This window comes from Paenibacillus planticolens, from assembly GCF_013141725.1.
Taxonomy (GTDB): Bacteria; Bacillota; Bacilli; order Paenibacillales; family NBRC-103111; genus Paenibacillus_E; species Paenibacillus_E planticolens.
In genome coordinates, this window is sequence record NZ_WHNZ01000086.1 from 245,097 (window position 1) to 267,180 (window position 22,084).

Annotated in this window: 25 protein-coding genes and 2 pseudogenes; 25 read left to right on the forward strand and 2 right to left on the reverse strand. The window is 41.5% G+C overall.

The annotated features are described in order from the left end of the window. Positions 1 to 15: 15 nt before the first annotated feature. The 4 genes from GC097_RS33670 (at position 16) to GC097_RS33685 (ending at position 5,352) form a co-directional block, all read left to right on the forward strand. Positions 16 to 1,242: an amidohydrolase family protein gene (locus GC097_RS33670; protein WP_171687623.1), complete on the forward strand. Its 1,227-nt coding sequence runs from the start codon at positions 16 to 18 to the stop codon at positions 1,240 to 1,242. Positions 1,243 to 1,536: 294 nt separating this feature from the next. Next, positions 1,537 to 2,070 carry an RICIN domain-containing protein gene (locus GC097_RS33675; RefSeq protein ID WP_171687624.1) on the forward strand — a complete coding sequence of 178 codons (534 nt, stop codon included), beginning with the start codon at positions 1,537 to 1,539 and terminating at the stop codon, positions 2,068 to 2,070. 362 nt (positions 2,071 to 2,432) lie between these two features. Then, the gene (locus GC097_RS33680; protein ID WP_171687625.1) at positions 2,433 to 4,001 is read left to right on the forward strand and encodes a glutathione ABC transporter substrate-binding protein; all 1,569 of its coding nucleotides are present in this window, start codon (positions 2,433 to 2,435) and stop codon (positions 3,999 to 4,001) included. A gap of 25 nt (positions 4,002 to 4,026) precedes the next feature. Next, complete coding sequence (locus GC097_RS33685; RefSeq protein ID WP_171687626.1) at positions 4,027 to 5,352, forward strand: purine/pyrimidine permease; 1,326 nt, start codon at positions 4,027 to 4,029, stop codon at positions 5,350 to 5,352. Between the two features lie 92 nt (positions 5,353 to 5,444). Here the strand turns inward: GC097_RS33685 and GC097_RS33690 are convergent. Further along, positions 5,445 to 5,842 (reverse strand): annotated as a pseudogene (locus GC097_RS33690) (short-chain dehydrogenase); the annotation flags it as partial. Positions 5,843 to 5,998: 156 nt separating this feature from the next. On the opposite strand from GC097_RS33690, the gene GC097_RS33695 reads away from it, so the two are divergent. The 14 genes and pseudogenes from GC097_RS33695 to GC097_RS33760 all read left to right on the forward strand — a co-directional run bounded on the left by GC097_RS33695 (position 5,999) and on the right by GC097_RS33760 (position 15,374). Further along, positions 5,999 to 6,604: a class I SAM-dependent methyltransferase gene (locus GC097_RS33695; protein WP_171687627.1), complete on the forward strand. Its 606-nt coding sequence runs from the start codon at positions 5,999 to 6,001 to the stop codon at positions 6,602 to 6,604. A gap of 96 nt (positions 6,605 to 6,700) precedes the next feature. Next, positions 6,701 to 7,126 carry a DMT family transporter gene (locus tag GC097_RS33700; RefSeq protein WP_171687628.1) on the forward strand — a complete coding sequence of 142 codons (426 nt, stop codon included), beginning with the start codon at positions 6,701 to 6,703 and terminating at the stop codon, positions 7,124 to 7,126. A gap of 34 nt (positions 7,127 to 7,160) precedes the next feature. After that, positions 7,161 to 7,871 carry a Crp/Fnr family transcriptional regulator gene (locus GC097_RS33705; protein ID WP_171687629.1) on the forward strand — a complete coding sequence of 237 codons (711 nt, stop codon included), beginning with the start codon at positions 7,161 to 7,163 and terminating at the stop codon, positions 7,869 to 7,871. Next, a complete protein-coding gene (locus GC097_RS33710; protein WP_171687630.1) occupies positions 7,868 to 8,356 on the forward strand; it encodes a DMT family transporter in 489 nt (162 codons plus the stop codon). The genes GC097_RS33705 and GC097_RS33710 overlap by 4 nt, the downstream gene beginning before the upstream one ends. Before the next feature lie 45 nt (positions 8,357 to 8,401). Further along, positions 8,402 to 8,836, forward strand: coding sequence for a hypothetical protein (locus GC097_RS33715; protein WP_246294604.1), 435 nt, complete (start codon positions 8,402 to 8,404; stop codon positions 8,834 to 8,836). A 232-nt stretch (positions 8,837 to 9,068) separates the two neighbouring features. Then, entirely contained in the window at positions 9,069 to 9,482 is a 414-nt protein-coding gene (locus tag GC097_RS33720) for a hypothetical protein (protein WP_171687631.1), read from the forward strand. Between the two features lie 185 nt (positions 9,483 to 9,667). Then, on the forward strand, positions 9,668 to 10,102 hold the full coding sequence (locus tag GC097_RS33725; protein ID WP_171687632.1) for a hypothetical protein: 435 nt from the start codon (positions 9,668 to 9,670) through the stop codon (positions 10,100 to 10,102). A 148-nt stretch (positions 10,103 to 10,250) separates the two neighbouring features. Then, a complete protein-coding gene (locus tag GC097_RS33730) occupies positions 10,251 to 11,036 on the forward strand; it encodes a hypothetical protein (RefSeq protein ID WP_171687633.1) in 786 nt (261 codons plus the stop codon). A gap of 101 nt (positions 11,037 to 11,137) precedes the next feature. Then, complete coding sequence (locus GC097_RS33735) at positions 11,138 to 11,833, forward strand: RDD family protein (protein WP_171687634.1); 696 nt, start codon at positions 11,138 to 11,140, stop codon at positions 11,831 to 11,833. 107 nt (positions 11,834 to 11,940) lie between these two features. After that, positions 11,941 to 12,222 carry a hypothetical protein gene (locus tag GC097_RS33740; protein ID WP_171687635.1) on the forward strand — a complete coding sequence of 94 codons (282 nt, stop codon included), beginning with the start codon at positions 11,941 to 11,943 and terminating at the stop codon, positions 12,220 to 12,222. 70 nt (positions 12,223 to 12,292) lie between these two features. Then, positions 12,293 to 13,444, forward strand: a complete 1,152-nt coding sequence (locus GC097_RS33745) for a WD40/YVTN/BNR-like repeat-containing protein (RefSeq protein WP_171687636.1) — start codon at positions 12,293 to 12,295, stop codon at positions 13,442 to 13,444. A 79-nt stretch (positions 13,445 to 13,523) separates the two neighbouring features. Further along, a complete protein-coding gene (locus GC097_RS35400; RefSeq protein WP_171687637.1) occupies positions 13,524 to 13,886 on the forward strand; it encodes a phage holin family protein in 363 nt (120 codons plus the stop codon). 89 nt (positions 13,887 to 13,975) lie between these two features. Next, positions 13,976 to 14,551 (forward strand): LysE family translocator, encoded by a 576-nt coding sequence (locus GC097_RS33755; RefSeq protein ID WP_171687638.1) that lies wholly within the window; start codon positions 13,976 to 13,978, stop codon positions 14,549 to 14,551. Positions 14,552 to 14,575: 24 nt separating this feature from the next. Next, a pseudogene (locus GC097_RS33760) lies at positions 14,576 to 15,374 on the forward strand (helix-turn-helix domain-containing protein). Here GC097_RS33760 and GC097_RS33765 read toward each other — a convergent pair. Next, positions 15,351 to 15,986, reverse strand: a complete 636-nt coding sequence (locus tag GC097_RS33765) for an HAD family hydrolase (RefSeq protein ID WP_171687639.1) — start codon at positions 15,984 to 15,986, stop codon at positions 15,351 to 15,353. The pseudogene GC097_RS33760 and the gene GC097_RS33765 sit on opposite strands and share 24 nt — an antisense overlap. A gap of 187 nt (positions 15,987 to 16,173) precedes the next feature. Here GC097_RS33765 and GC097_RS33770 point away from each other — a divergent pair, with 187 nt between their 5' ends. The 7 genes from GC097_RS33770 to GC097_RS33800 form a co-directional block, all read left to right on the forward strand. Continuing rightward, a complete protein-coding gene (locus GC097_RS33770) occupies positions 16,174 to 16,692 on the forward strand; it encodes a DUF6756 family protein (protein WP_171687640.1) in 519 nt (172 codons plus the stop codon). A 241-nt stretch (positions 16,693 to 16,933) separates the two neighbouring features. Next, positions 16,934 to 18,220: an IS110 family RNA-guided transposase gene (locus GC097_RS33775; RefSeq protein ID WP_171687641.1), complete on the forward strand. Its 1,287-nt coding sequence runs from the start codon at positions 16,934 to 16,936 to the stop codon at positions 18,218 to 18,220. A 489-nt stretch (positions 18,221 to 18,709) separates the two neighbouring features. Then, entirely contained in the window at positions 18,710 to 19,084 is a 375-nt protein-coding gene (locus GC097_RS33780) for a hypothetical protein (protein ID WP_171687642.1), read from the forward strand. A gap of 475 nt (positions 19,085 to 19,559) precedes the next feature. Next, positions 19,560 to 19,916, forward strand: a complete 357-nt coding sequence (locus tag GC097_RS33785) for a hypothetical protein (protein ID WP_171687643.1) — start codon at positions 19,560 to 19,562, stop codon at positions 19,914 to 19,916. 199 nt (positions 19,917 to 20,115) lie between these two features. Continuing rightward, positions 20,116 to 20,997, forward strand: coding sequence for a PdaC/SigV domain-containing protein (locus GC097_RS33790; protein ID WP_171687644.1), 882 nt, complete (start codon positions 20,116 to 20,118; stop codon positions 20,995 to 20,997). Positions 20,998 to 21,030: 33 nt separating this feature from the next. Next, positions 21,031 to 21,420, forward strand: coding sequence for a DUF7674 family protein (locus tag GC097_RS33795; RefSeq protein WP_171687645.1), 390 nt, complete (start codon positions 21,031 to 21,033; stop codon positions 21,418 to 21,420). Positions 21,421 to 21,785: 365 nt separating this feature from the next. Then, positions 21,786 to 22,084 (forward strand): hypothetical protein (locus GC097_RS33800; protein WP_171687646.1); only part of this gene is annotated, 299 nt, incomplete at its 3' end.

The window sequence follows — 22,084 nt, forward strand, 5'->3', positions numbered from 1 at the left end:
AAGGGTGTAACCAACATGAGCATGACATCGACATATTGGCTAACTAACGTCTGTTTGGAGAGTGGCTATCGCTACGAGAATGGAAGAATCGCTGGAACGGAGACGGAAATCTGTCATCTCCTCATTGAGGAGGGGAAGATTACACAAATTGTTTCTGCAGACACAACTTTAGACAGCGATCTGTCTCAGCAAGATGCTAAGAACCTGCTTCTGCTTCCGGCTTTCCGCGATATGCATATTCACATCGACAAAACGTATTACGGAGGGCCGTGGAAAGCTTGTTCACCACCGGTGAATATTTTTACTCGCTTAAAGGAAGAAGAGACGCTGCTTACTCAGCTGCTGCCGACAGCGAGGGAGCGGGCGGAAGCGATGCTTGGGCTGTTGCAGAAAAACGGCACGACCCATGTCCGAAGCCATTGCAACATTGATCCCTATATCGGCTTGAAAAATCTTGAAGCGACCCTGCAAGCTTTTGAAACTTATGCAGGCAAGCTGTCCGGCGAAATCGTAGCCTTCCCGCAGCACGGTCTGCTGCGCAGCAACGTTGTAGAAATGGCCCGTGAGGCGCTGCGCATGGGAGCGACTTCCATGGGCGGCGTAGATCCGGCCACGGTCGATCTCAACATCGAGAAATCGCTCCATACGATTATGGAGCTGGCTGTAGAGGCTGATGCTGACGTTGATGTCCACATTCACGACCCCGGTCATTTAGGCATATTCACCTTCAAAAGGCTTGCCGCACTAACCGAGGAAGCGGGTTGGCAGGGGCGCGTAACCGTTAGTCATGCCCTCGGTCTGGCCGACGTACCCGTAGAGCTGCAAAGCGAGGTGGCTGACATGTTTGCTCAGCTCGGTATCGCGATCACCTCTACGGTGCCAATTAACAGAGCGACGATCCCGATTCCGCTCCTGAAGCAAAAGGGCGTCTCCGTGTCGCTGGGCGACGATAGCATCACCGATCACTGGTCCCCATTCGGCCAAGGGGACAGCTTGGAAAGAGTCGGACGTCTGGCGGAGCGGTTCCGCTGGAGTGACGAGCGCTCGCTTGCGGAGGCGCTCGGCTTTATTACAGGCGGCAAGCTTCCGCTTTCCGCCGAGGGCGTCCGCGTCTGGCCGGCCGTTGGCGATGAAGCAAGTGCGGTGCTCGTTCATGCGGGCTGTTCAGCGGAAGCGGTAGCGCGAAGAGCCGAGCGTCAAGCGGTGCTGTATCGCGGGAACATCGTTTCCGGTTCGTTGTAGTAACCAAAGGCATAGCTTACCTCTCATTCGGGAGGGGGCTGTGCCTTTTTTTTGATATGGCTCTGCGTTAAAGGACCCTTGAGGCAGTCAATCCATGATCATATTTGTCATGCTAGTAAGAAATACCCTGAAAATATCAATGAAATGAGTGATCTCTCTAGTGTAGGATAAGGATAAATCATTTCCAAATATAGGCTTCCTGGATAATTATTAGGAGGTGATTAAAATGTAATACATAAAACTCGTTTTTAAATCCCATAGGCCGCAAGTTAATTAAAAAAGGAGTGTGTTTTCATGAAACAATCTCTAATTAGGTACGGAATGATAGCGGTGTTGGTATTTGTGTTAGTTGTATCTACATCGTCATTCGCAGCAACTTCGACGTCGTACGCATTTGGAATGCCGGTTGCTCTGAGACTTATTAATGAAAACAGCTTAAAGGCGCTGTCAGTCAGCGGAGGAAATAAACAAGCGGACGGTGCGCTTATTCAACAATTCACGAATGTAGAAGCAGATTATCAAAAATGGTATCTCGATTATTTAGGGAACGGATATTGTCGTATCAGAAACGTAGGCAGCGGAGATTTATTGGATGTCAGTGGAGCATCTTCATCCGATGGGGCCAATGTTATTCAATGGCCAAACAATTACGGGTGGAATCAAGAATGGGAAATTATCCAGACAGGCGAAAAAGACCTCGTGAAAATTAAAAACCGAGGCAGCGGCAAGTTGTTGGATATGTCGGGACAATCGACATCCGATGGGGGGCAAGCCATTCAATGGTATGATAATGGCGGCCACAATCAGCACTGGTATTTAGTACCATAACGAATAATGGACCGAATACAGGAAATGGCGATGCAGGGAGATCATCCTGAGCACCGCCATTTTTTATTTATTCCATGAAAAGAAGTAAAGATTATATAAATACAAGTAAAGATTATGAAATTAAATAATCTGAAAATTATTTATTATCTAAATAAGAAGATCATTCACTTGTAAAGGGGATTTTGCATGAATATAAAATGTTAACGCTTTCTTCGTTATAGCTTTGTTTGCATAACGAAAGTAGTAAAGATATTGTAAAGAAACGTAAAGAATGTGGAAGGTGCTTTGGCTATTATTTTCTATAATGCTTTATAAAGCACATAAACTGCTACATCAACATGATCGAAACAGGAGGGTTTACTATGAAAAGGAATTTTATTCTCGGCGGAGTTCTCGCAATGTCTCTTGTAGGTATGACCGTGTTGGCCGGATGCTCTTCTTCACCGGATTCGACAGCAGATAATGGGAAAGCTGCGGAGGCTTCAAAAGCAGGCGGAACGCTCACCATCGCAAGAAAGGCGGATGCGAACAACCTGGATCCTCAATTTATAACCAACATTCCTTCAGCCAATTACATTTTTGGTAAGGTTTACGAAGGTTTGCTCATGACGGATAAGAATATGGAGTACAAGCCTGCTCTAGCAGAAGCATGGAAACAGGTAGATGACTTAACTTGGGAGTTCAAGCTGCGCAAGGGCGTGACCTTCCACGATGGAACGCCGTTCACGGCCGAAGCGGTCCAGAAGACGATGGAGCGTGCTCTCGATCCAAAAGTAAATTCGCCAAGAGCAAGCAATTTCTCCATGGTCAAAGAAGTGAAGGCTGTGGATGACTATACCGTACAATTCATTCTGTCCTATCCGTATGCCCCGATTCTGTCCATACTTGCCAGCAATGAAGGCAGTATCCTTAGCCCGAAAGCGATTGCGGAAAAAGGTGACAAGCTGTCAAAAAATCCGATTGGAACGGGTCCGTTCAAATTCCAGTCCTGGACGCCAGGACAAGAGATGGTCTTTGTGAAAAATGACAGCTACTGGGGAGAGATTCCGAAGGTAGATAAGGTAGTTTACAAAGTAGTACCGGAAGATACTACGCGGGTCGCTATGGTGGAATCGGGAGAGGTTCAGATCAGTGATCAATTGCCTGTAACCGAATTGAACCGTGTGCAAAATTCAACGTCCATGACGCTGGCTCGCACCGAAGGGCTTGGGGTCGAATACATTGGGTTTAATGTAAAGAAGAAACCGTTCGATGATGCTCGCGTTCGTCAGGCATTCTCCTATGCCATTGAAAAGGATTCTATTATCAAAGGTGTCTATAACGGCGTGGGCAGCAAAGCGATCTCAGCTCTTTCCCCTAAGATGATAGGCTTTAATCCTAAATTGGGCGAGTACGATTACAACATCAATAAAGCGAAGGAATTGCTTGCCGAGGCTGGCTTCCCGAATGGCTTTAAAACGTCGATTGTTACAGATGACAGAAAAGAACGCATCAATCTGGCGGAAGTGATTCAATCTCAGTTGAAAGGGATTGGCATTGATCTCGAAATTAAGGTGATGGAGTACGGTGCGTATCTGGATGTAACCGGCAAAGGCGAACACAGCATGTTTATCGGCGGTTGGGGGAACGCGACGGGCGATGCGGATTATAATCAGTACAATGTGTTCCACAGCTCTTCCCACGGCAGCAAAGGCAACCTGGCTTTCTATACCAATCCGGAAGTGGATAAGCTGATCGAGGATGGCCGCCGCGAAAAAGACGTAGAGAAACGTAAAGCCATCTATGCTAAAGCGCAAGAAATCGAAATGAAAGATAGTCCGTTGATTCCGATTCGTACGATTGATCATGTGGCAGCAACGTCTAAAAATGTAAAAGGATTCTCGTTGAATCCGATTGGTTATCTGATGCTAAACGATGTTACTGTAAAATAAAAGCGGAGAGACTTTGGTGGGGTAAATGGAAACACAAAATCGCCGGTTCTACGGCAGCTTAAGCACATTTCAATGGTTTATTTTCCTGCTGGCCAATTCTCTCGCACTACCGATCGTGATCGGCGGCATTTTTCACTTGTCGATCGAGGAAATATCGGCGTTGATGCAGCGAACATTCTTGGTCGTTGGCTTGAGTTCCTTCATCCAAGGATGGCTGGGGCACCGGTATCCGATTGCGGATGGCCCCGCAGGTTCATGGGTCAGTGTGTTTGTAATTTTAGCTGACGTAGCTGTCAGACAGGGGCAAAGCCTGAAGGGAACGCTGCAAATTTTGGAGGGTGGATTCATTATTGCAGGTCTGCTGCTCCTCATTCTCGGCTTGAGCGGTTATTTCCATCGGCTGCTCTTCCTGTTCACCCCTCTGGTTACCGGTTCCTTTCTTTTGATCTTAGCGCTTCAACTTAGCGGTGTTTTCATGAAAGGAATGATGGCTTTACACGGGGAAGCCTCCCTGCCCGATTATGGAACCGCAGCGATATCGTTTGGAGTCTTTATTCTCGTCATCTTGCTATCTGTCAGAGGCAAAGGATGGATCAAAAATTATGCGGTGTTGATCGGGATTTTATCCGGGTGGCTGTTGTATGCTTTGTTTGGTAAAAGCTCGGGTGTGAGCAGCGCGAACGGGTCTTGGGTTAAGCTGCCGGAAATTTTTGCTTGGGGTATTCCGCAATTTAATGCGGGCATTGTGATCACAGCGATTCTGTTTACGTTTATTTTAGTCTCCAATACGATTGCTGCAGTTTCGGCTGTCAGCCAAGTCGTGCCGGAAACTCCGAGAACATTGAAAGAAACGCTGAACCGGGGCGGGATAGCGGGCGGAATTTCTCATATGCTATGTGCTTTGTTTTCAACGATCGGACTCGTTCCGTTACCGGTTTCCGCGGGCTTTATTCGATTGACCGAACAGACCCGGGTTCGTCCGTTCCTTGTAGCTTGTTTGGCTTTATCGGGTATTTCATTAGTTCCGGTTCTTGTGAACTTTCTGGCATTGCTGCCAGGACCAATCGCCACGGCAGCTTTGCTGGCATCCTTTGTCCAAATGATCGGAATCGCTTTTCAGTCTATTCTGAGGGAAACACTGGATCAACGCCGACTGACTATTTTGGGTATCACACTGCTGATTAGTATTGGACTTATGTTTCTGCCCTCGACCATCTTCCAGGGACTTCCGTCTATTATGCAATATGTATTCAGCAATGGACTGCTTGTAGGCACGATGATCGTGATCCTGCTTGAACAACTTTGGAAAACTGAAAAAGGAGGAAATAAAATTGCCGTTATCTTGGCCTAAAAGCTGGAGATGCGGCAATTTTTTTGCGTTCCATGGGGAGTGAGAGCAATATGGAAGGGAAGATGCCAAGCAGCACCTTCCCGTAAGCCTAGTTATTCTATGGTGCTTTTCGTTGCCTTATACATATTTGCTGCGTATTCGTCGATGTCATCTCGTGACATTCGCAAGCGATTCACAGAAGTGCCATATCCAATTTCCGTTTTCCCCTCTTCTAATCCTATGAAAATTCCATGTGTGAAGGCGTCTAATGGTTCTCCAAGGGTATGCAGCCCCGTACCGCCTAAATTTGTGTTCACGGCCGGGGGAGCAACTTCGATTACTTCTACAGACGTATCGGAAAGTTGGAGTCTTAGACTCATTGTAAAGGAATGAAGCGCCGCAGAGATAGATGAATAGGTGCTTCAATGTTCGTTGTGATTTCTTTATTGAAATAATTCCAATTGTCTTTGGCTGAAGCTTCGCTAATGGAGCAATATTTCATCTGGAGTCCTCCAAATTGTATCTTTTCCTGTCGACAGGACTATGATACGACTTAAACCATGGTTTAAGTCAACACATATATTTTTATTCGGACGAAACCTTATTCAGGATGAAAGTGTCTATACGAAGAGGCACGACGATCGAAAAAATAGGGGAGTGAACAGCCATGAAGGAATATTGGAATCACAATACGGTATTTCACGAAGAGTTAGTGGAAAATGCAAAGGTGCGCGGCGGACGAGTGCTCGACATCGGGTGTGGCGACGGATTACTGATTCAACGTCTCGCGCCTTTCGTCCAGGAGGTTATCGGTATCGATCCTGATCCTAAAGCTATTGAGCACGCGCAAACGCGACTTGCTGCAACACCCAATGTATCGCTTGTAACCGGCGACTTCCTCACCATGCCTGTTCCTTCTCAAGAGGAATGTTATTCTACGATCGTCTGTGTAGCGACTTTGCATCATATGGAATTGAGAAGCGCATTGTTAAAAATGAGCCAAGTTCTCGCACATGGCGGGCGACTCCTCATAGTCGGTTTAGCAGCCGACAAATCTTTTATGGATTACGTCATCTCCGGTCTTCTTGTACTCCCAATCCGTGTCATGGACCGGCTACATGGCGGGATGCAAGATCCGGGTGTTCGGATTGCAGATCCGAAAGAGTCATTCACCGAGATCCGCCAAGCGGTACATGAGGTGCTTCCAGGAGCAATTATCCGACGCCGCTTCTATTACCGTTATCTAATTTCCTGGAACAAACCGATGAAATGACAACGAATTTGAAAATGGGACATATGTCCTTTACCACTGCTTGGACTTATCGTTAAATTAAAGTGAGCGTTGAAGACGAAGGGAGGAACATAGGAGATGAAAGGGGTCATTTACGCTTGTTTGGGCGGCGCGTTCCTGACTTTACAAGGGGCGGCTAATGCGACCATCGGAGAAAGTATCGGAACCTGGCAGGCAGCTGCTCTTACTCAGGGTACCGGATTTGTTGCAGCACTACTACTCGTTTGGCTGGTCAGGGATAAGTCATGGAAGAATTTTAGGCGGGTGAAGCCGGCATACCTGTTCGGCGGGGCTTTTGCAGCTTTTATCCTGTTTAGCAATATAACGGCGTTTCACTTAAATGGTGCAGCGTTAACCGTATCGGCAGTTCTGATTTCTCAAATCACAGTAACCTTAATATTGGAGAAGATCGGTTGGTTCGGCTCCGTCCCACTTCGCTTGCGAACCTCACAATGGGTCGGAGTCGGGTTAATGGTTATTGGTATTTTATTTTTAACACAATAAAGAATAGAATGCCTGGTAAGGGAGGGGGATTGCTATGAAAGAGATTAAGGACACGGATCGGATCAAACAATATCTCAGTCAATATGGCTTGGAACATGTTTTGCCTGAGGGATTGCGGCAGCATCTGGCCCTATACCGTTTTGAATCGGATGAGGCCTTGTGCCTCCAAGGTGAAGAGCCCCAATATATCCATTTTATTGTGCAAGGAAAGGTTAAAGTGTATACAACCTCAACGGAAGGTAAAACTTTACTAATTAATTTTACTACCCCGTTGGGAGTAATTGGGGAAATAGAATGTTTGAGACGGAAGGAAAACCTTAATACAGTGACCGCGGTGTCCCCTGTAGAGACGATAGGCTTTCATAAACGTTGGTTAAGCCAATATGAAGGTGAAGTATCGTTTCTACGGTTTTTGCTTGACATGGTGACCGACAAATTTTATCTGAAATCGATATCCCTTAGTTATAACCTTCTCTATCCAGTAGAAGTCAGGATCGCCAGTTATCTCTTGTCTATTTCAACGGAGGACGAGAATGGGGCCTTTTCAGGTGTAAGCATGACGAGTTTGAAAGATACAGCGAACCTAATAGGGACGAGTTACAGACATTTGAACCGGGTTCTTCAGGGATTCAGTCAGTCAGGACTGGTTGAGCGGAGCAAAAAAACACTGATTGTGAAAGATCGGAAAGGGCTAACAGATGTAGCCGGCAGAAATATTTACGAGAATGGGGAGAGGAAGTTATGATATGGGGCATTTTAATGGCTTTGGCGGCAGGCTCCTTAATAAGTGTTCAAAATATGTTCAACAGTAAAGTAAATGTAGCCGCGAGATCTCATTCTACGACGGCTCTTGTGCTCGGTATGGGCTTCCTTGCTTCTCTCAGTATGGGATTAATATTTGACGGCGTTGGTTTTTTTACGATGAAACCTATGCAACCCTGGTTTTGGTTTAGCGGTTTGCTGGGGATTGGCGTCGTAACATGCGTTGTCAACGGAGTGAGACTGCTGGGGCCAAGCTATGCGATTTCGATCGTCATGGCCTCTCAGCTACTATGTGCATTATGGTGGGATTCCGCAGGCTGGTTCGGGCTAGATAAGGTTCCTTTTACGTTTCAAAAAGCAATAGGGGTGGCTGTGTTAATCTGCGGTTTGATTTTATTTAAAGCAAAGCCCAGAGCCCTCGTGAAGGATAATGAAGCCGTCATAAAGAACGCAACCATTTCTGAATAAAATCGTCCAACATGTATAAAGATATTGAATTTGTTGGAGGCGAAAATGCGACTTGCCATAAGCTTGTTTTTTGCTTTATTAATTTCTTCTGCTTTATTTACCGGTAATGTTTCAGCAGATTGGGCACATATGTTTGTTGTTAATGACGGAAAAATATACGTTATATCAGAAGAACATTTAGACCCGAAGGAAATTGGTTCGAAAATAGGCAGGGTTACAAGATATTCCGATCAAGAAGGTACTTACTCTGGAAACTTTTCCAATCGCTATCCAGTAGGAACTGGATATTACGAAATTATTGGGGTTGAAATAAATAAAGCAATTGCTATAAAAGACGATAAGGGGTTGTATATTAAAGCAACTTATGGCGGTGAATATGCAGGGAACAGGTATAGTTGGATAGACATTTTGCCATATGTTTGCGCGGCTCTGTTAGTGTTTATTGGTGGTTATTTAATGAAAAAGAAAATTAATTGGTGACTTGTTTGACTAGCGTTGAACATCGATGGGGGATAAGCGATTGGACAGGGAAGCACTAGAACTTTATAAAACATTCATTGATGATTTAGTCAAGCTACGTCCTGGTGTAATCCTTCGTTTAAACTTGAGGGCTTTGAAATTGCAAAGTAGGCTGTCGCTATTATGCGAAGAAGTGGAGAAAATGCAAATATAAGATTTACAAAAGAGAAATTTTATAAGAATGGGGAACAAAATGTTCAGACAACAAAGCAATATAAATTTTTCATATTTTGTTGGTCAGAAAGTAACTGATGTACCCATAGAGCCAGATTTATCATTCAGAATAATATTTGAGAGTGGTTGGCTAATGATTGAATGTCCTTGGCGAATTAGGCAGTTAGAAGTGGCTGTAGGGAGAAGTGATTGTGTTTCTGCACCCAATAAGTATTCATACTCTACAGTAAGACAATTTTTAGAAGGTAAAAAAATCACTAATGTTTATCATTTTGAATTTATTTCGGATTTAATTGTTGAATTTGATAAGGATATATATCTTGAATTATTCCATGACAGCTCCTACTTTGAAGGGTGGCAATTGCAAGGATATAATGATTTTTTACTTGTTTCTTTGCCAGGTGGCAATTATTCCAATTTTGAGGCTAAATAACGCATGGATTTCACTGGGAAGAAGGTTAATTTAGCGGGGGAACGTTTGTTCAATACACAGTAATGGGAGGCTGCCGGCACGATAGGCAGCCTTTCGCTCACCTAACGGGAAGGATTACGAGGTGATTGTCTTGAATATATCCTGTATTTCAAATCAGAATACAGGAAGAAAGGTGTGGAGATAAGATGTCTGCCACAGTTATTAGTTTAATTCCAACTAATCCAGAATATGTCCCAACTGCGAAATGCATTGAAATGATCCATGAATGGATACAACAGTATAATGCACAAATTATTATTACCGATGAAGTGCGATTCATAGATCAGGGAGAAAATTTTGAAGATATTAAATGTCCTTTTTGTTCTAGTGAGATTGAGATTAAATGGTGGCAAGACAGAATGGAGAAAGCTTCAGAAAGTTCATTTCATGAACTCACATCCATAACTCCATGTTGTAATCAGAAGACAACACTAAATGAACTAAATTATAACTGGGAGGCTGGCTTTGCTCGATTTTCAATAGAAATATTGAACCTGTCGATAGATATTTCTGAATATGATGTTTTAACCATCGGGGAACAGTTAAAATGTTCATTAAAGAAAGTGATTGCACGTTACTAAATTAAGCTAAACGCAGAACGATAGTTGAATGAACACTCAGGACGAGGCTGCCGTATATCGGTGGCCTTTATTACGTTAATAGGCAGTTTTCTTCAACATGGTGTGTTAAGATATTAATGCTTTCATTTGATTTAAGGGAGGAAAGGTCTTGAAGCTCATTGTGAACACTTCTCCATTTCGCTTGGAGCAAGGTTATGATTTGGGGTATGGTCCAAGTGTTTATGACACAATGGCGGAGGTAATTCTGGCATTTCAAAACCCGAATGAGGATATTCTTTTTTCGTATGCAAATTGGGATACAGAATTGGATCCACATAAAGACTACTTTATTCAAGAATCAGCGTGCTCTTTCCACTTTGGAATAATCCATGACCCCGATCAAGCAATAGCCCAAAAGGTGAAGGAAGTACTCTGGCATCATTATGAGCCTAAGTGCGAGCCGAAATCCAATATGGCTTTACTGGATGAACTGATGACTCAGTTTAAGGAAACCCCTTTCACTGAGTTGAATGAGGAGTTAATAAGAAAAATCGGCACAACCGTGCACGAAATGCAAACTATCTACGCCCTTGAGGATCGCGACGAGAAAACTCAATCGTTTGTGAATCACCGTTTAGTCGATACCACCTCTACCTGGCCTCTCTCTAATGACAGACCCGTTAATTTAAAAAACATATTGTGGTATCGAGCTAACACGAAAGAAGAAATTCTGAGGTCTTTTGATCTAACTGATTGGTGGTTTACCTGTGCGATCGTGACCAGGAACACGACCGTTGAAAATTTTAACTACTTTCTAGATTATACCGAAGAACATGGAGAGGAACATGACGGTATGGTTCTCTACATTACGGCCAGTAAAAAAATGCATTTTAAGGACACAGTACTTCCACGACTGATAGGCCTCTTAGGCGATAAACTAGAAGTCGTAGGTTAATACACAACCCTAAATGCCACACAATAACCGACCAAAACAAGGCTATCGGTGGATCGATGGCCTTTGTATGTGCGAGATGCGATTTTATATGGGGGTTCTAAATGGTAGAAGAAAAAGAAAGATGGTTATATAAAAAGGGAGATCATGAAAATGGCCCTTTCACAACGAAAGAAATGAATAATTTGATTCAAAGTGGAGAACTGAAACGCATTACAAATGTCAAGCGGAATGATTCGGTATGGAATGCAGCCGAAACCTTTGCAGAGCTACAATTCGAGAACACAGCTAAAGTAGGCGTACGGCCATGGGCCAGATATTGGGCAAGAAGTTTTGATATGTTAATTTTAGGCTTCCTATTCGGTATTCTCATGTTCTTTATCCCGATGGATTTCATGAGTACCGGCTTTGGAAGTATTATTCTGGGGATTGCTGTTCTTATTGTCTCCATCCCTTATGAGGCAGTCTTACTAAAATTGTGGGGAACCACAGTAGGCAAGTGGATTTTTGGTATAAAGATACGTAATTTGGAGGGCCAAAGACTGAGTTTTAGTAAAGCTCTTAGGCGAAGTTTACTCGTATGGTGGCGAGGGCAAGGCGCAGGTCTTCCGATTATTTCAATGATTTTTAATTTGAGCGGCTACCAACAACTGAAACACAATCTTGGAACGACAACTTGGGACCGGGATACAGAAGCTGTAGTGTCTCACCGACCTAAGAGTTGGTGGGGGGAATTGCTGGTATGGCTAATGGCAATTCTAATACTTTATTTCCGATTTAGTGCGTATTTACCCCAGTGAAAGCTTTAGCGATAATGGTATTATGCTGGGGACTAGATAGTACAGTTCGTTTGGATGTGATTGAATAAACATATTGAAATAGATATCTGGGAGCGGAGAGTGAAAATTTGCAAGAGATTAAAGACAGAAAATTTCAATTTTGGTTTTACAGGGTGAGTCATGGAGAACTTCTTATTCGTAGCCCAAAAAGCAAGGAAAACCCCAAAAATATAGATATCATGTTTTTTGATATTACATACATTGAATTACCTCGTTTTTTAGATGAAATTATGCTCGATGAAGCAACAAGTGAAGAAATCCTTTATTACGAACTAGACCTATTTGAACTTCCATTTGAAAAGCTAGGTCTATCAATTGGAGTAATCGAAGATGACACTGATTTCCGTTAACTTTATGTTCACCATTGTTTATGGAAGTAAACGGACAGATTAGTATGATAAAACGAGGTGAAAAATCTTGATGGGCATGGGGAACAAAAAGGAATCGAAAAAACAGTTAATTATCCTAACCATAATACTCGTTACCATACTTGTTGCAGCGTGTGATAATTCAATGGCAGAAAATACTTCAACTAAGCAGCAAACTCTCGCATCCATGGCACCTGAAGAAATGGTTGATTCTGTGCCTGCTCCAGTCGTCGTTTTGGAGGGATTTCCCATGCCTATAACAAGCGGAAATAGAATTTATTTTTATCATGAAGGCGATCTAACCGGTTGGACGATTGACCGTTCGATGACTTCCAACAACAGGGAGACGCTCCAAGTCTATCGAACTGATACACGTGGAGTAAATTGGAGCTTCACTCACCTTCCAACAGAGCAGGCATGGGAGGCTACTGTGGATCAAGATCATGTCTTTGCATCGTTTCATCAAGACGGAGCCTCTTGGGTTATGCTGCAATCGGAGCCAACAGGGAATATTAGCTACAAAACACTGTACCGATCACAAGACAGCGGGGCAACATGGACCTACATTGGCGACTTAACTTCCGATATCAATGGGGATGTCACTTCAATCATGATGCTGGAGGATGGATCTGGATTTATAACTTCCTCCTACAAGGAGAAGGGTGTGGTTCCCTTTTATCGTACAACGGACGGTGGGGAGTCTTGGAAAGTGCAAGAGTTTCCTCATAAGAGAGACTTTCAAGTTGGAATAGCATATCCAGCAGAACTTGGTGCGGATGGGATTGGAACGGTAAGGGTGGATTATATCAAGGAACAGGGCTCGGAAACGGTTTGTTACGAAACAAACGACAACGGTGCAAACTGGCATCTTTTCGAAACGGCATCCATCCTACGATTCCATTCTAATCAAGCGGCTCTTGATACAATAAAACGCTTTGCCGACAACTGGTTAGCTCAAGATGAGCAGAAAGTCGATGAGCTGATGGAGGAGGGGGCGCCAATCTTGTGGATAGAGCAAATGAAAAAGCACCGTTATACTTTTGTCAGAGCATTTCAACCATCAAATGATGCTAACCAGGATCAGTTATGCGTGGGGCTTAAATATCAAACGGATGCAAAAGACGATTCAGCCATTGGAACGATGGCGGTCTGTGTTCGAAAGCAGCCAAACAGCAGCGAGTGGCGAGTCTACATGTTGGATTGAAGGGAAGGAGAAATAATCATGTGACGAAAGAAATTTTCATATAGTATTTAATATCAATAGATAGCAAGGAGGACTGTATTTGAGAAACATACTTAACTTACTGGTCACATTTCTTGTTTTTTGGTGTGGGAGTCAATACTTCAATCCGTACATATCCATCTCGGATACAAAAACATTGATATTTGCAACAGTGCTTATGTTTGTTATCAGTTTCATTTATGGTCTTTTATTAACAATTTCAATGCTGTCCATAGTAATCGGGATTGGTTGTTTAACAACTCCATTGTTAGTGGCAGCTTCACTTGTCTTGACACCAATAAAGTTATGGCTTCTTGATAAGTATTTACCGGGATTTGAAATTCATGGATTTTGGACATATGTAATTCTTACCATATTATTGAGCATCTTTACTGTAAAAGTAACAAGTAAAAAGCATTTATAGTGGATGAAGGTCTACATCTGCAATAATGTACTATATGGCATTTCATTTTAAGATGTAGGATATGAGAATAGCTTGAAAGGAGCGTTCTCATGAATATTACATCTTTTTTGATTTACTGTATGATTGCCACTTTTACTCCGGGTCCTACGAATATCGTCATATTGTCTACCGTGCACAATTTTGGGGCAAAAAAAGCAATGAAATATTCGTATGGAGCAACGATTGGATTTGGTTTATTACTTGTTATTTCTGCTGCGTTAAATACAATACTTGTCACGATTATACCGAAGATATTAGTTGTCATGCAGATCATCGGGAGCATGTACATGTTCTATCTAGCTTATCAAATATACAAGAAAGACATGTCAAAACCAACCGTAAACCAACCGGCTACCTTAATGTCAGGCTTCCTGATGCAGTTTTTAAATCCAAAAGTTATCCTCTTTTCAATGACGGTAATTCCAAGTTTTATTTTGCCCAACTATAATGCGGTCCCTGCGGTGGCGACAAGTATTATAGCTATAACTCTGATTGGACTTGCAGCTTTTACGACCTGGGTTCTCTTCGGTACAATCTTCAAGGATTTTTTACGTAAGCATGATAAGATTGTTAATGTACTGATGACCTTATTTTTAGTTTATGCTGCGATCATGATCTGGATATAGTCAGCTTATGTAGAGGTGATTGAAATGGAGAAATTTGTCTATAAAAAGTCGGCAGGGATTACGGCATTGTCAGCAAGCATGACTGAATTTAAGTATAAAAAGCACTCCCACAAGGAGTATGCCATAGGTGTAACATTACGTGGTATTCAACATTATAACCTGGACGGCAGTTTTACAATTATCTTATCAAAATGGCATTATGCTTTTTAATCCGGAACAGGCTCATGACGGAATGGCACATGATAAGGAAGGTCTTGATTATGTCATGCTGTATATTGAGCCGCAAATGCTTTTAGAGGCTGTAGAGAAAAATGATCTCATACGTTTTTCTGATCCTATTGTTTATAATCGAAAACTTGAACAACGAATATTAAGTCTTTCTCATGCTATATTAAACGAAAAAGATGAGACGTTGTGCAGTGAATTGCTTTTATCCCTCACAGACAGCCTTATTCAAACCAACCTTTCTGCACATGACAAAAAAGATAACGCGTTAATTAGAAAAGCTAAGGAGATGCTTCAAGCCAACTTAGAACATGTACTTAAGCTTGATGAAATCTGTAAAGAGCTTCATTTATCGAAATTTCAGTTTATCCGATTATTCAAGGCTCATACCGGAATCTCACCTTACCAATACTTTCTGAACTGCAAAATCGAACGTGCCAAACAATTAATTGAACAAAATAGAGATATTTATACGGCAGTAGCTGCATGCGGTTTTGTTGATTTAACCCATTTAAATAAACACTTTAAAAGCGTATACGGAACAACAGCGTTTGAGTATATGGCTCATATAAATTCAAGAGGGAAATGGAAGGCTTAAAATATGGAGTAAATCCGATGGTTTTTCAAACTTATATTTTGCAGGTATTTGTTCATGGTCCTTACATCCCCATAAAGCCAAACCAAAATCCACACCGGCATCGCGCGCACATTCAAAATCATAGATCGTATCTCCAATATAAATGGAAGATGCAGGTTCCGTTTTTGAAATCTCCAAAAATTTTAGAATGGGTTCTGGATTAGGTTTATGTTTCTTAGTATCATCTGCACAAACTATGTATGATAGAAATTTCATTAGGCCAAATGGAACGAAATCATCGTTTAGTTCTTCTGTCGTCTTAGAAGTGACAATACCTTGGATTAAACCTTTATTGTTTAACGTATCCAACAGATTGTTAATCTCATCAAAAACATGAATGGAAGGATAGAAATCCTTCATAAAGTAGTTCCATCTTTCATTAGCCTTATCAATATTTTCAATGCCTAGTTGGGGTAAAGAAACAGAACCTGGAATTCCTAGTACAAATGACAGTTCGGAGAGTTCAACTTCTTTGTTGTAATCTGTTCTCAACATTTTTTGAAGTGAACCCAAAACGGCTTCTTCCGTATTAATCAGTGTTCCGTCAACATCAAAAATAATGGTCTTGTACATAGTTCGGTTTTCCTCCTGTACGATTGTTGCCCCCATTATACCATTTAACGGATAACGTTAGTTAAACAAATCAGGGAGCAGATTGCCGCGGCAGCTGCTCCCTGGTTCTATTGAAGTAACGGAGGCAGTTTAGCGTAATAATTGATCCTAAAAAATAAAGATTCAATGTGGTATTGTATAGTAAAAGATGTCAAACGGAGATGGTTTCGCAATGGATCACTTATCAATACGAGATGAGATTGAAGAACTAATAAAATCAAAAAAAAGTCATGAATTCTTTACTGAAGTAGATAAGAATTTGTGGAAACCAGTAGTCCAAAAAATCGAGGAGAGTTTCATTCAAAAACAACATTATACAAATAGTTTACATTGGGGTTGGCAGCGTCTTAAAGATCCACAATATGTGTTGAGAATGGTTGACACTTCTAATAGATATTTAAAGTACTTTGTTAATGATGATAGGGTTTGGTTTATTGTAGAGGATTACAAAGATAAAATGTGGCTATATGAAGGAGATACAAATTTTATAATAAAGAATGTTATTCCTGAACTTATGCATCTAAGGGAATATTATTTAATTTCAAAAAAGTACGAGTGGTTATTATGCATTAATCATGATGATATTGTGTTCGGATCAGGGTTAGAGGTAGTAAATAAGATGAAAAAGTTTGAGCAAATGAACTCAGAAGAAATTATTAGGACTTGATTGGTTCTCATTAATGGAACTCGTGCCCATACTTGATTACGCTAACGGGACACTATAGCTTAATAAATTACTAATGAAGGCAGCCGACATTAAACGGCTGCCTTTTCCCCGCTAACGGGCAGCATTCCTATTATGAGGAAATACGAGGTTTGAGAAATAAAAAGACTCCTTGGTATGATGTTTATGGGTCCCTGATGCTGGCCAGCGTCGGATCCAAAAACAAAACCAAGGAGACTACAACATGCATTCTACTCAAAATGAACGAATTAATCAAATTACTTTTTCTACTTTAATTATCGGAGTAGACATCGCAAAATTTAGACACGTGGCGAGAGCTCAAGACTTCCGCGGGGTCGAGTTCGGGAAGCCACTTACGTTTGAAAACAATCGAGAAGGCTTTGAACTATTTGTGAGCTGGTTTAGGAAGATTACGGCGGAACAAGGATTCAATGACGTCATAGTTGGTATGGAACCAACGGGTCACTACTGGCTCAACCTCGCCCATTTTCTTAAAGAAGAGCAGGTAAAATACGGCGTAGTGAATCCACTACACGTAAAGAAAAGTAAAGAATTAGATGACAATTCCCCAACAAAGAATGACATAAAGGACGCAAAAGTGATCGCACAGTTGGTCAAAGACGGGAGATACGCTGTACCGAGCCTTCCTCAAGGTGTTTATGCCGAACTGAGGGAAGCCATGAAAATTCGCGAGCACCTAACAACTGACCTTTGTGTTGTACAAGCACGTGTCCATAATTGGTTAGATCGGTATTTCCCAGAGTTTCTGACGGTATTTAAGGACTGGGAGTGCAAATCTGCTATCCAAATGCTAAGCCTTAATCTACTGCCGCATGAGCTTGTTTCTGTGCCAGACGAGACATTGCTGCAGCATTTAAGAGAAGCTGCAAAGCGTGGGCTTGGTCTAGGTCGAATACAGAATCTGAAGGCAGCAGCCGGCTGTTCTGTTGGCATCAGGCAAGGTTCTGAGTTGGCTAAAATGGAACTAAAGTTGTTGCTGACACAGTACGAATGGCTTCAGAACCAACTTAAGGAATTGGAAGTAAAGTTAGATGAACTGCTAGCGCAGATCCCTCATGTAAAGCAAGTGTTGGCCATGCAAGGAATTGGCCGGGATACCATCGCTGGCTTTCTAGCCGAAGTAGGAGACATTGACCAATACCGACATCCAAAGCAGATCACGAAGCTCGCTGGACTGAACTTGAAAACAAATTCACCCGGCACACACACAGGACAAACAAGGATCACAAAGAGGGGCAGGAAACGGCTTCGTGCTTTGCTATTTAGAGTAATGATGCCACTTGTCGCTAAAAATACAGCCTTTCGAGCCCTGCACGAGTATTACACCAAACGACCTGTGAATCCATTAAAAAAGATGCAGTCTCTCATCGCGTTATGTAACAAGCTCATACGCATCCTTTTTGGTATCTTGCAGAAGGGCCATGAGTTTAGTGAAGAAAAAATGATCCAGGATATCCCTCGATTTACGGAGATACCACAAGCAGCTTAATTTTCGCTTTTATATGATGATGACCTAGGCAGAAAAGATAACAACAAGAAGCACGGATGAGTCGGAAAGGCACTAAACTTACGGACAAAGATCCTGTCGGGCAGCATATCTGACCTCCACCTCATGGACAGGTTGAATGAAGGAATGTGGGAGCGTAGACTCTGTGAGATGTGGGAGGGTTGACCACCATGAGTCATGTGGAGATCCAAAGGTGCAACCATACATTACCATAACATCCGTTTTTTACAGCGGGTGGTTTAAGTAGAGAGTCTTTTGCCCCTCAGCATATCCATAAATTTCTTCCTCTACAACTTCATACCATTGGATTGTTATCTGCTAAAAAGTATAGAAGGTCAAAAACTGAGAAAACGAGAGTATTTAAGAGCAAAGTGTTTCTCCATAGAGGGAGTTTAACGCAATACATTAACATAATTTGTGGTAAAATATTTCCATTACCACAATAAAACAAAAAAAATGAGGTAACTTCTTGTGAAATATTTCGAAGAGGCTAAGCATTTATGGAAAACCTATGTGCCAAAGCAAGGTCAATCAGAGACGGTACAGGGCGAACTAATAAGAGCAATAGAGAAATTAAGGGATGAGGCTCAAAGAAACGGAAATGGCAATTGGGATAAGTGCTTTGATATGTTTTGTGATTACTTGGAAATAACTCTGTGCGATTCGGGAGTGTTTAATATGCTTCAGAAAACTAAAATTAGAAGTAACATCAAGAGGCTTAGGAAATACAATAATCCTTATTTAGAGGACGACGTTTATGATGAGTTAACAGATAGAGTTGTTGAATGGTATTTTAAAAATCAGCAACCGATTTTTAAGCCATATGATCCGAACCAGTACCGATAGTACAAAGGAGATTCCGCTAACGGGAACTTTAACACAATAGGAATGTTGAGGCCAGCAACGATCTAAAAGGGGGGATAAAATATCGTTGAAATATAAAAATGACGAGGGAATGGATTACTTAAGAAGGTACCCAGCTTTGTGGAAATGGATGAATAAGTGTAAAGCTTGTGAGCAGGTTGGATACAAACCTGATTTACCTGAACATATACATCCCGAGTATGCGGTTCCGCACCTTCGATGGAATGATAAATACATACGGAAGTATTTCAAACCGCTTTATCTAAACGAAGAGGGATATTGTGAAGTATGTAAAAAACTATACCCATCTTAACGCGTTTCCGCTAAACGGCGAACGAGACCTTAATCAATTCAGGATGAAGTCAGGCAGCCGTTCAGTGATCTGCTGCCATTTCTCAACCAATAGGTAGCTGTTTCTGCAGTAGCTATGTGTAAATACTAATGGAGGTATTTTGAAATGGCAGTCGTTTGGGATGACATCGATAAATTATACAGCCCTTTTACTGTTAGTATAAGCAAAGGTACCCAAATATTAGTTTGCATTAAGTGTAATAAGGCTATCGATCAAATTAACAAAAAATTACTGGGAAGTTTTTTTGATGGATGGACATTCCCCTCAAAAGGCAAATATATCAAGCCGTTTAAACTGGTGAGCATTGATTTTTCTAAGGAAAATGAGATAGAAGCAAAGATAATCTTGAAAAGAAAAGATCAAGAGATCGACGAACTTAGACTCTTTTGTCAGGATGTATTAGATGTTTTGAATACCGATCACATCAATATCTGTTCATGGGAGAACCGTATTTTGGGGTAAATGTAGCTTGTCAATTTTGGTGTGGAACGATAGCTAAATAAAGAGGGAGCAGTTCACGCGGCAGCTGCTCCCTCTTTTCATTAAAGTAAAGGGAGTTTAGTTACAATATATGGTACTATTGGGGTAGTTACCTTTGAAGTGGCAATTGAACCTGAGAGTAGAACGAACCACTACATGAAAAATATTTGGAGGTCTAATTTTGAGAAAAACGATTACCATTATGTTCATTTTCTCAATAACGATTTTACTAATTGGTTGTAATAAGGATAACACAGTAGAGCTACCAACTACTCAACAGTTAAGTACTCCTACTGCAGTTGCCACTGCGACTCGTGATGTAACAGATACACCAATTGCATCCTCCGGATCAATGACACCCACTCCGACAACAACATCACAGACAATAAGCTCGGTAGATCAAAAACAAACAACAAGTGTGACAGAAGGTACAAAAAACCAAACATATACGATCACAACTACAACCTACTCTCAAGACAATATTAAGGTTCAATACCCTCAAATCCAGGGATTGGGGGATAATTCCAAGGAAAAAACTATTAACGATTTGATTAAAAATGATGTTTTGAAAAGTGAGGTTGAAGCGCCTATTAAGTTTTACCAAGATGACACGCATCAGGATGTACTTACTCTAGATTTGAAATATCAGGTTACAGTGAGTAGTACTGATTTGCTAAGCGTCGTTTACACAGGATATTCAAATATTGCGGGTGCTGCTCATCCCAATGACGTAATTTATTCTGTAACCATAGATCTAAAGAATATGACTAAATTAAAACTTTCTGATTTCACAACTATAGACACAAAACTTGCACAAAAGATTAAGCAATCAACAGCAGTTATAAACGAAGCGGTCAAAGACGGAATGGACAAAAATGATCTAATTTTGGTAATCAAAAATACGGATGATCAAACACTAATCAAGGGATTAAGGGAACAATGGGCCTATAATACTTTCTATGTAACATCGAACTCTTTAGTTGTAAGTGTGGATGTTCCTCATGCTGTTGGAGATTACGCATTAGTAGAATTACAGGGTCAATATAAAGTAGGAAGTCAGTAAGAGTGAAATCTCGATCGTAATGAGGTGTTTTAAGTGGCAGTTTGGCGCAGGAAAGCGATCGAGTTATTCGGTATCAAATTCGAACATCGCGACTTCTCGATTTACGAAGTAATGTACGAGTTAATTCATAGGTTGCCTGATCTACATAAACAAAATAATACTGAAAAATTAGCGGACATATACGGTTACGTAGAGTGGTGCTACAATCAACGCGCCAAAGACTTGTGGAATTCCGCTGGCGTTTCATTTTACGAACATCTACCAGATAATGAGATAACCTATGAACAGATTCCTTTCTGGGTAAAGCCGTACATATTTGAAGACGTAAAGGGACTAATTGATTGGCGTGTGAATGAAACTGAAAAGTATCGTTCTCTCGTGGATCATTTCAATGAAGTAAACAAAACGAATATTAACTATTAGAACTCAAATTGCGCCAGTGAGACGGAATAATTTCGTTGGCGTTATTTATAGTTTATTTATACTACCTGTTGAGTAACAAGAATATAGACCGATAAGCATAAGCAAAATATTGCGGATCTTTATTTTATCGGAACAAACTGATGTTAAGCTAACGGGACACGATAGTGAAGGAGCTTACCTCGCGGCAGCTCCTCTTTTTGTTCATTCAAGTATCGGCCAGGATAGCTTAACTATAAGCATTTTCTACATCCAGTATCTTGTGGCAAATGGTAAACTAAGTGTATTATCACTTCAAATTTGAAACAGGAAGTGAAACGGGTGGAGAGGCTTTTAATTGTTATCCAAAAAAGAGGTGTCTATAACTTATGGGAATGAATCGGAAAGGTAGAAGGAAGTTAATTCATAGTGGAAGAACTTTTTATTGGTATGTTGAAAAAGAAATAAATGATTATGGACAAAAAGATCTTATTGTCGTGTCAGAGGATAAAAGATTTAACATTTCATATGAAGTTGGCCAGTTTGATAAACCTCAAACGCCTCTTGTTGTGATTAAGGGAATGGAGTTTAAAGGACTTGAAGGGTATAATCGGCAGGGTTGGACAAGGGTAAAAGTAACCGCCTGGGAGGATTGCATTATCACACCTGGTTTAGTAAAAACAATACT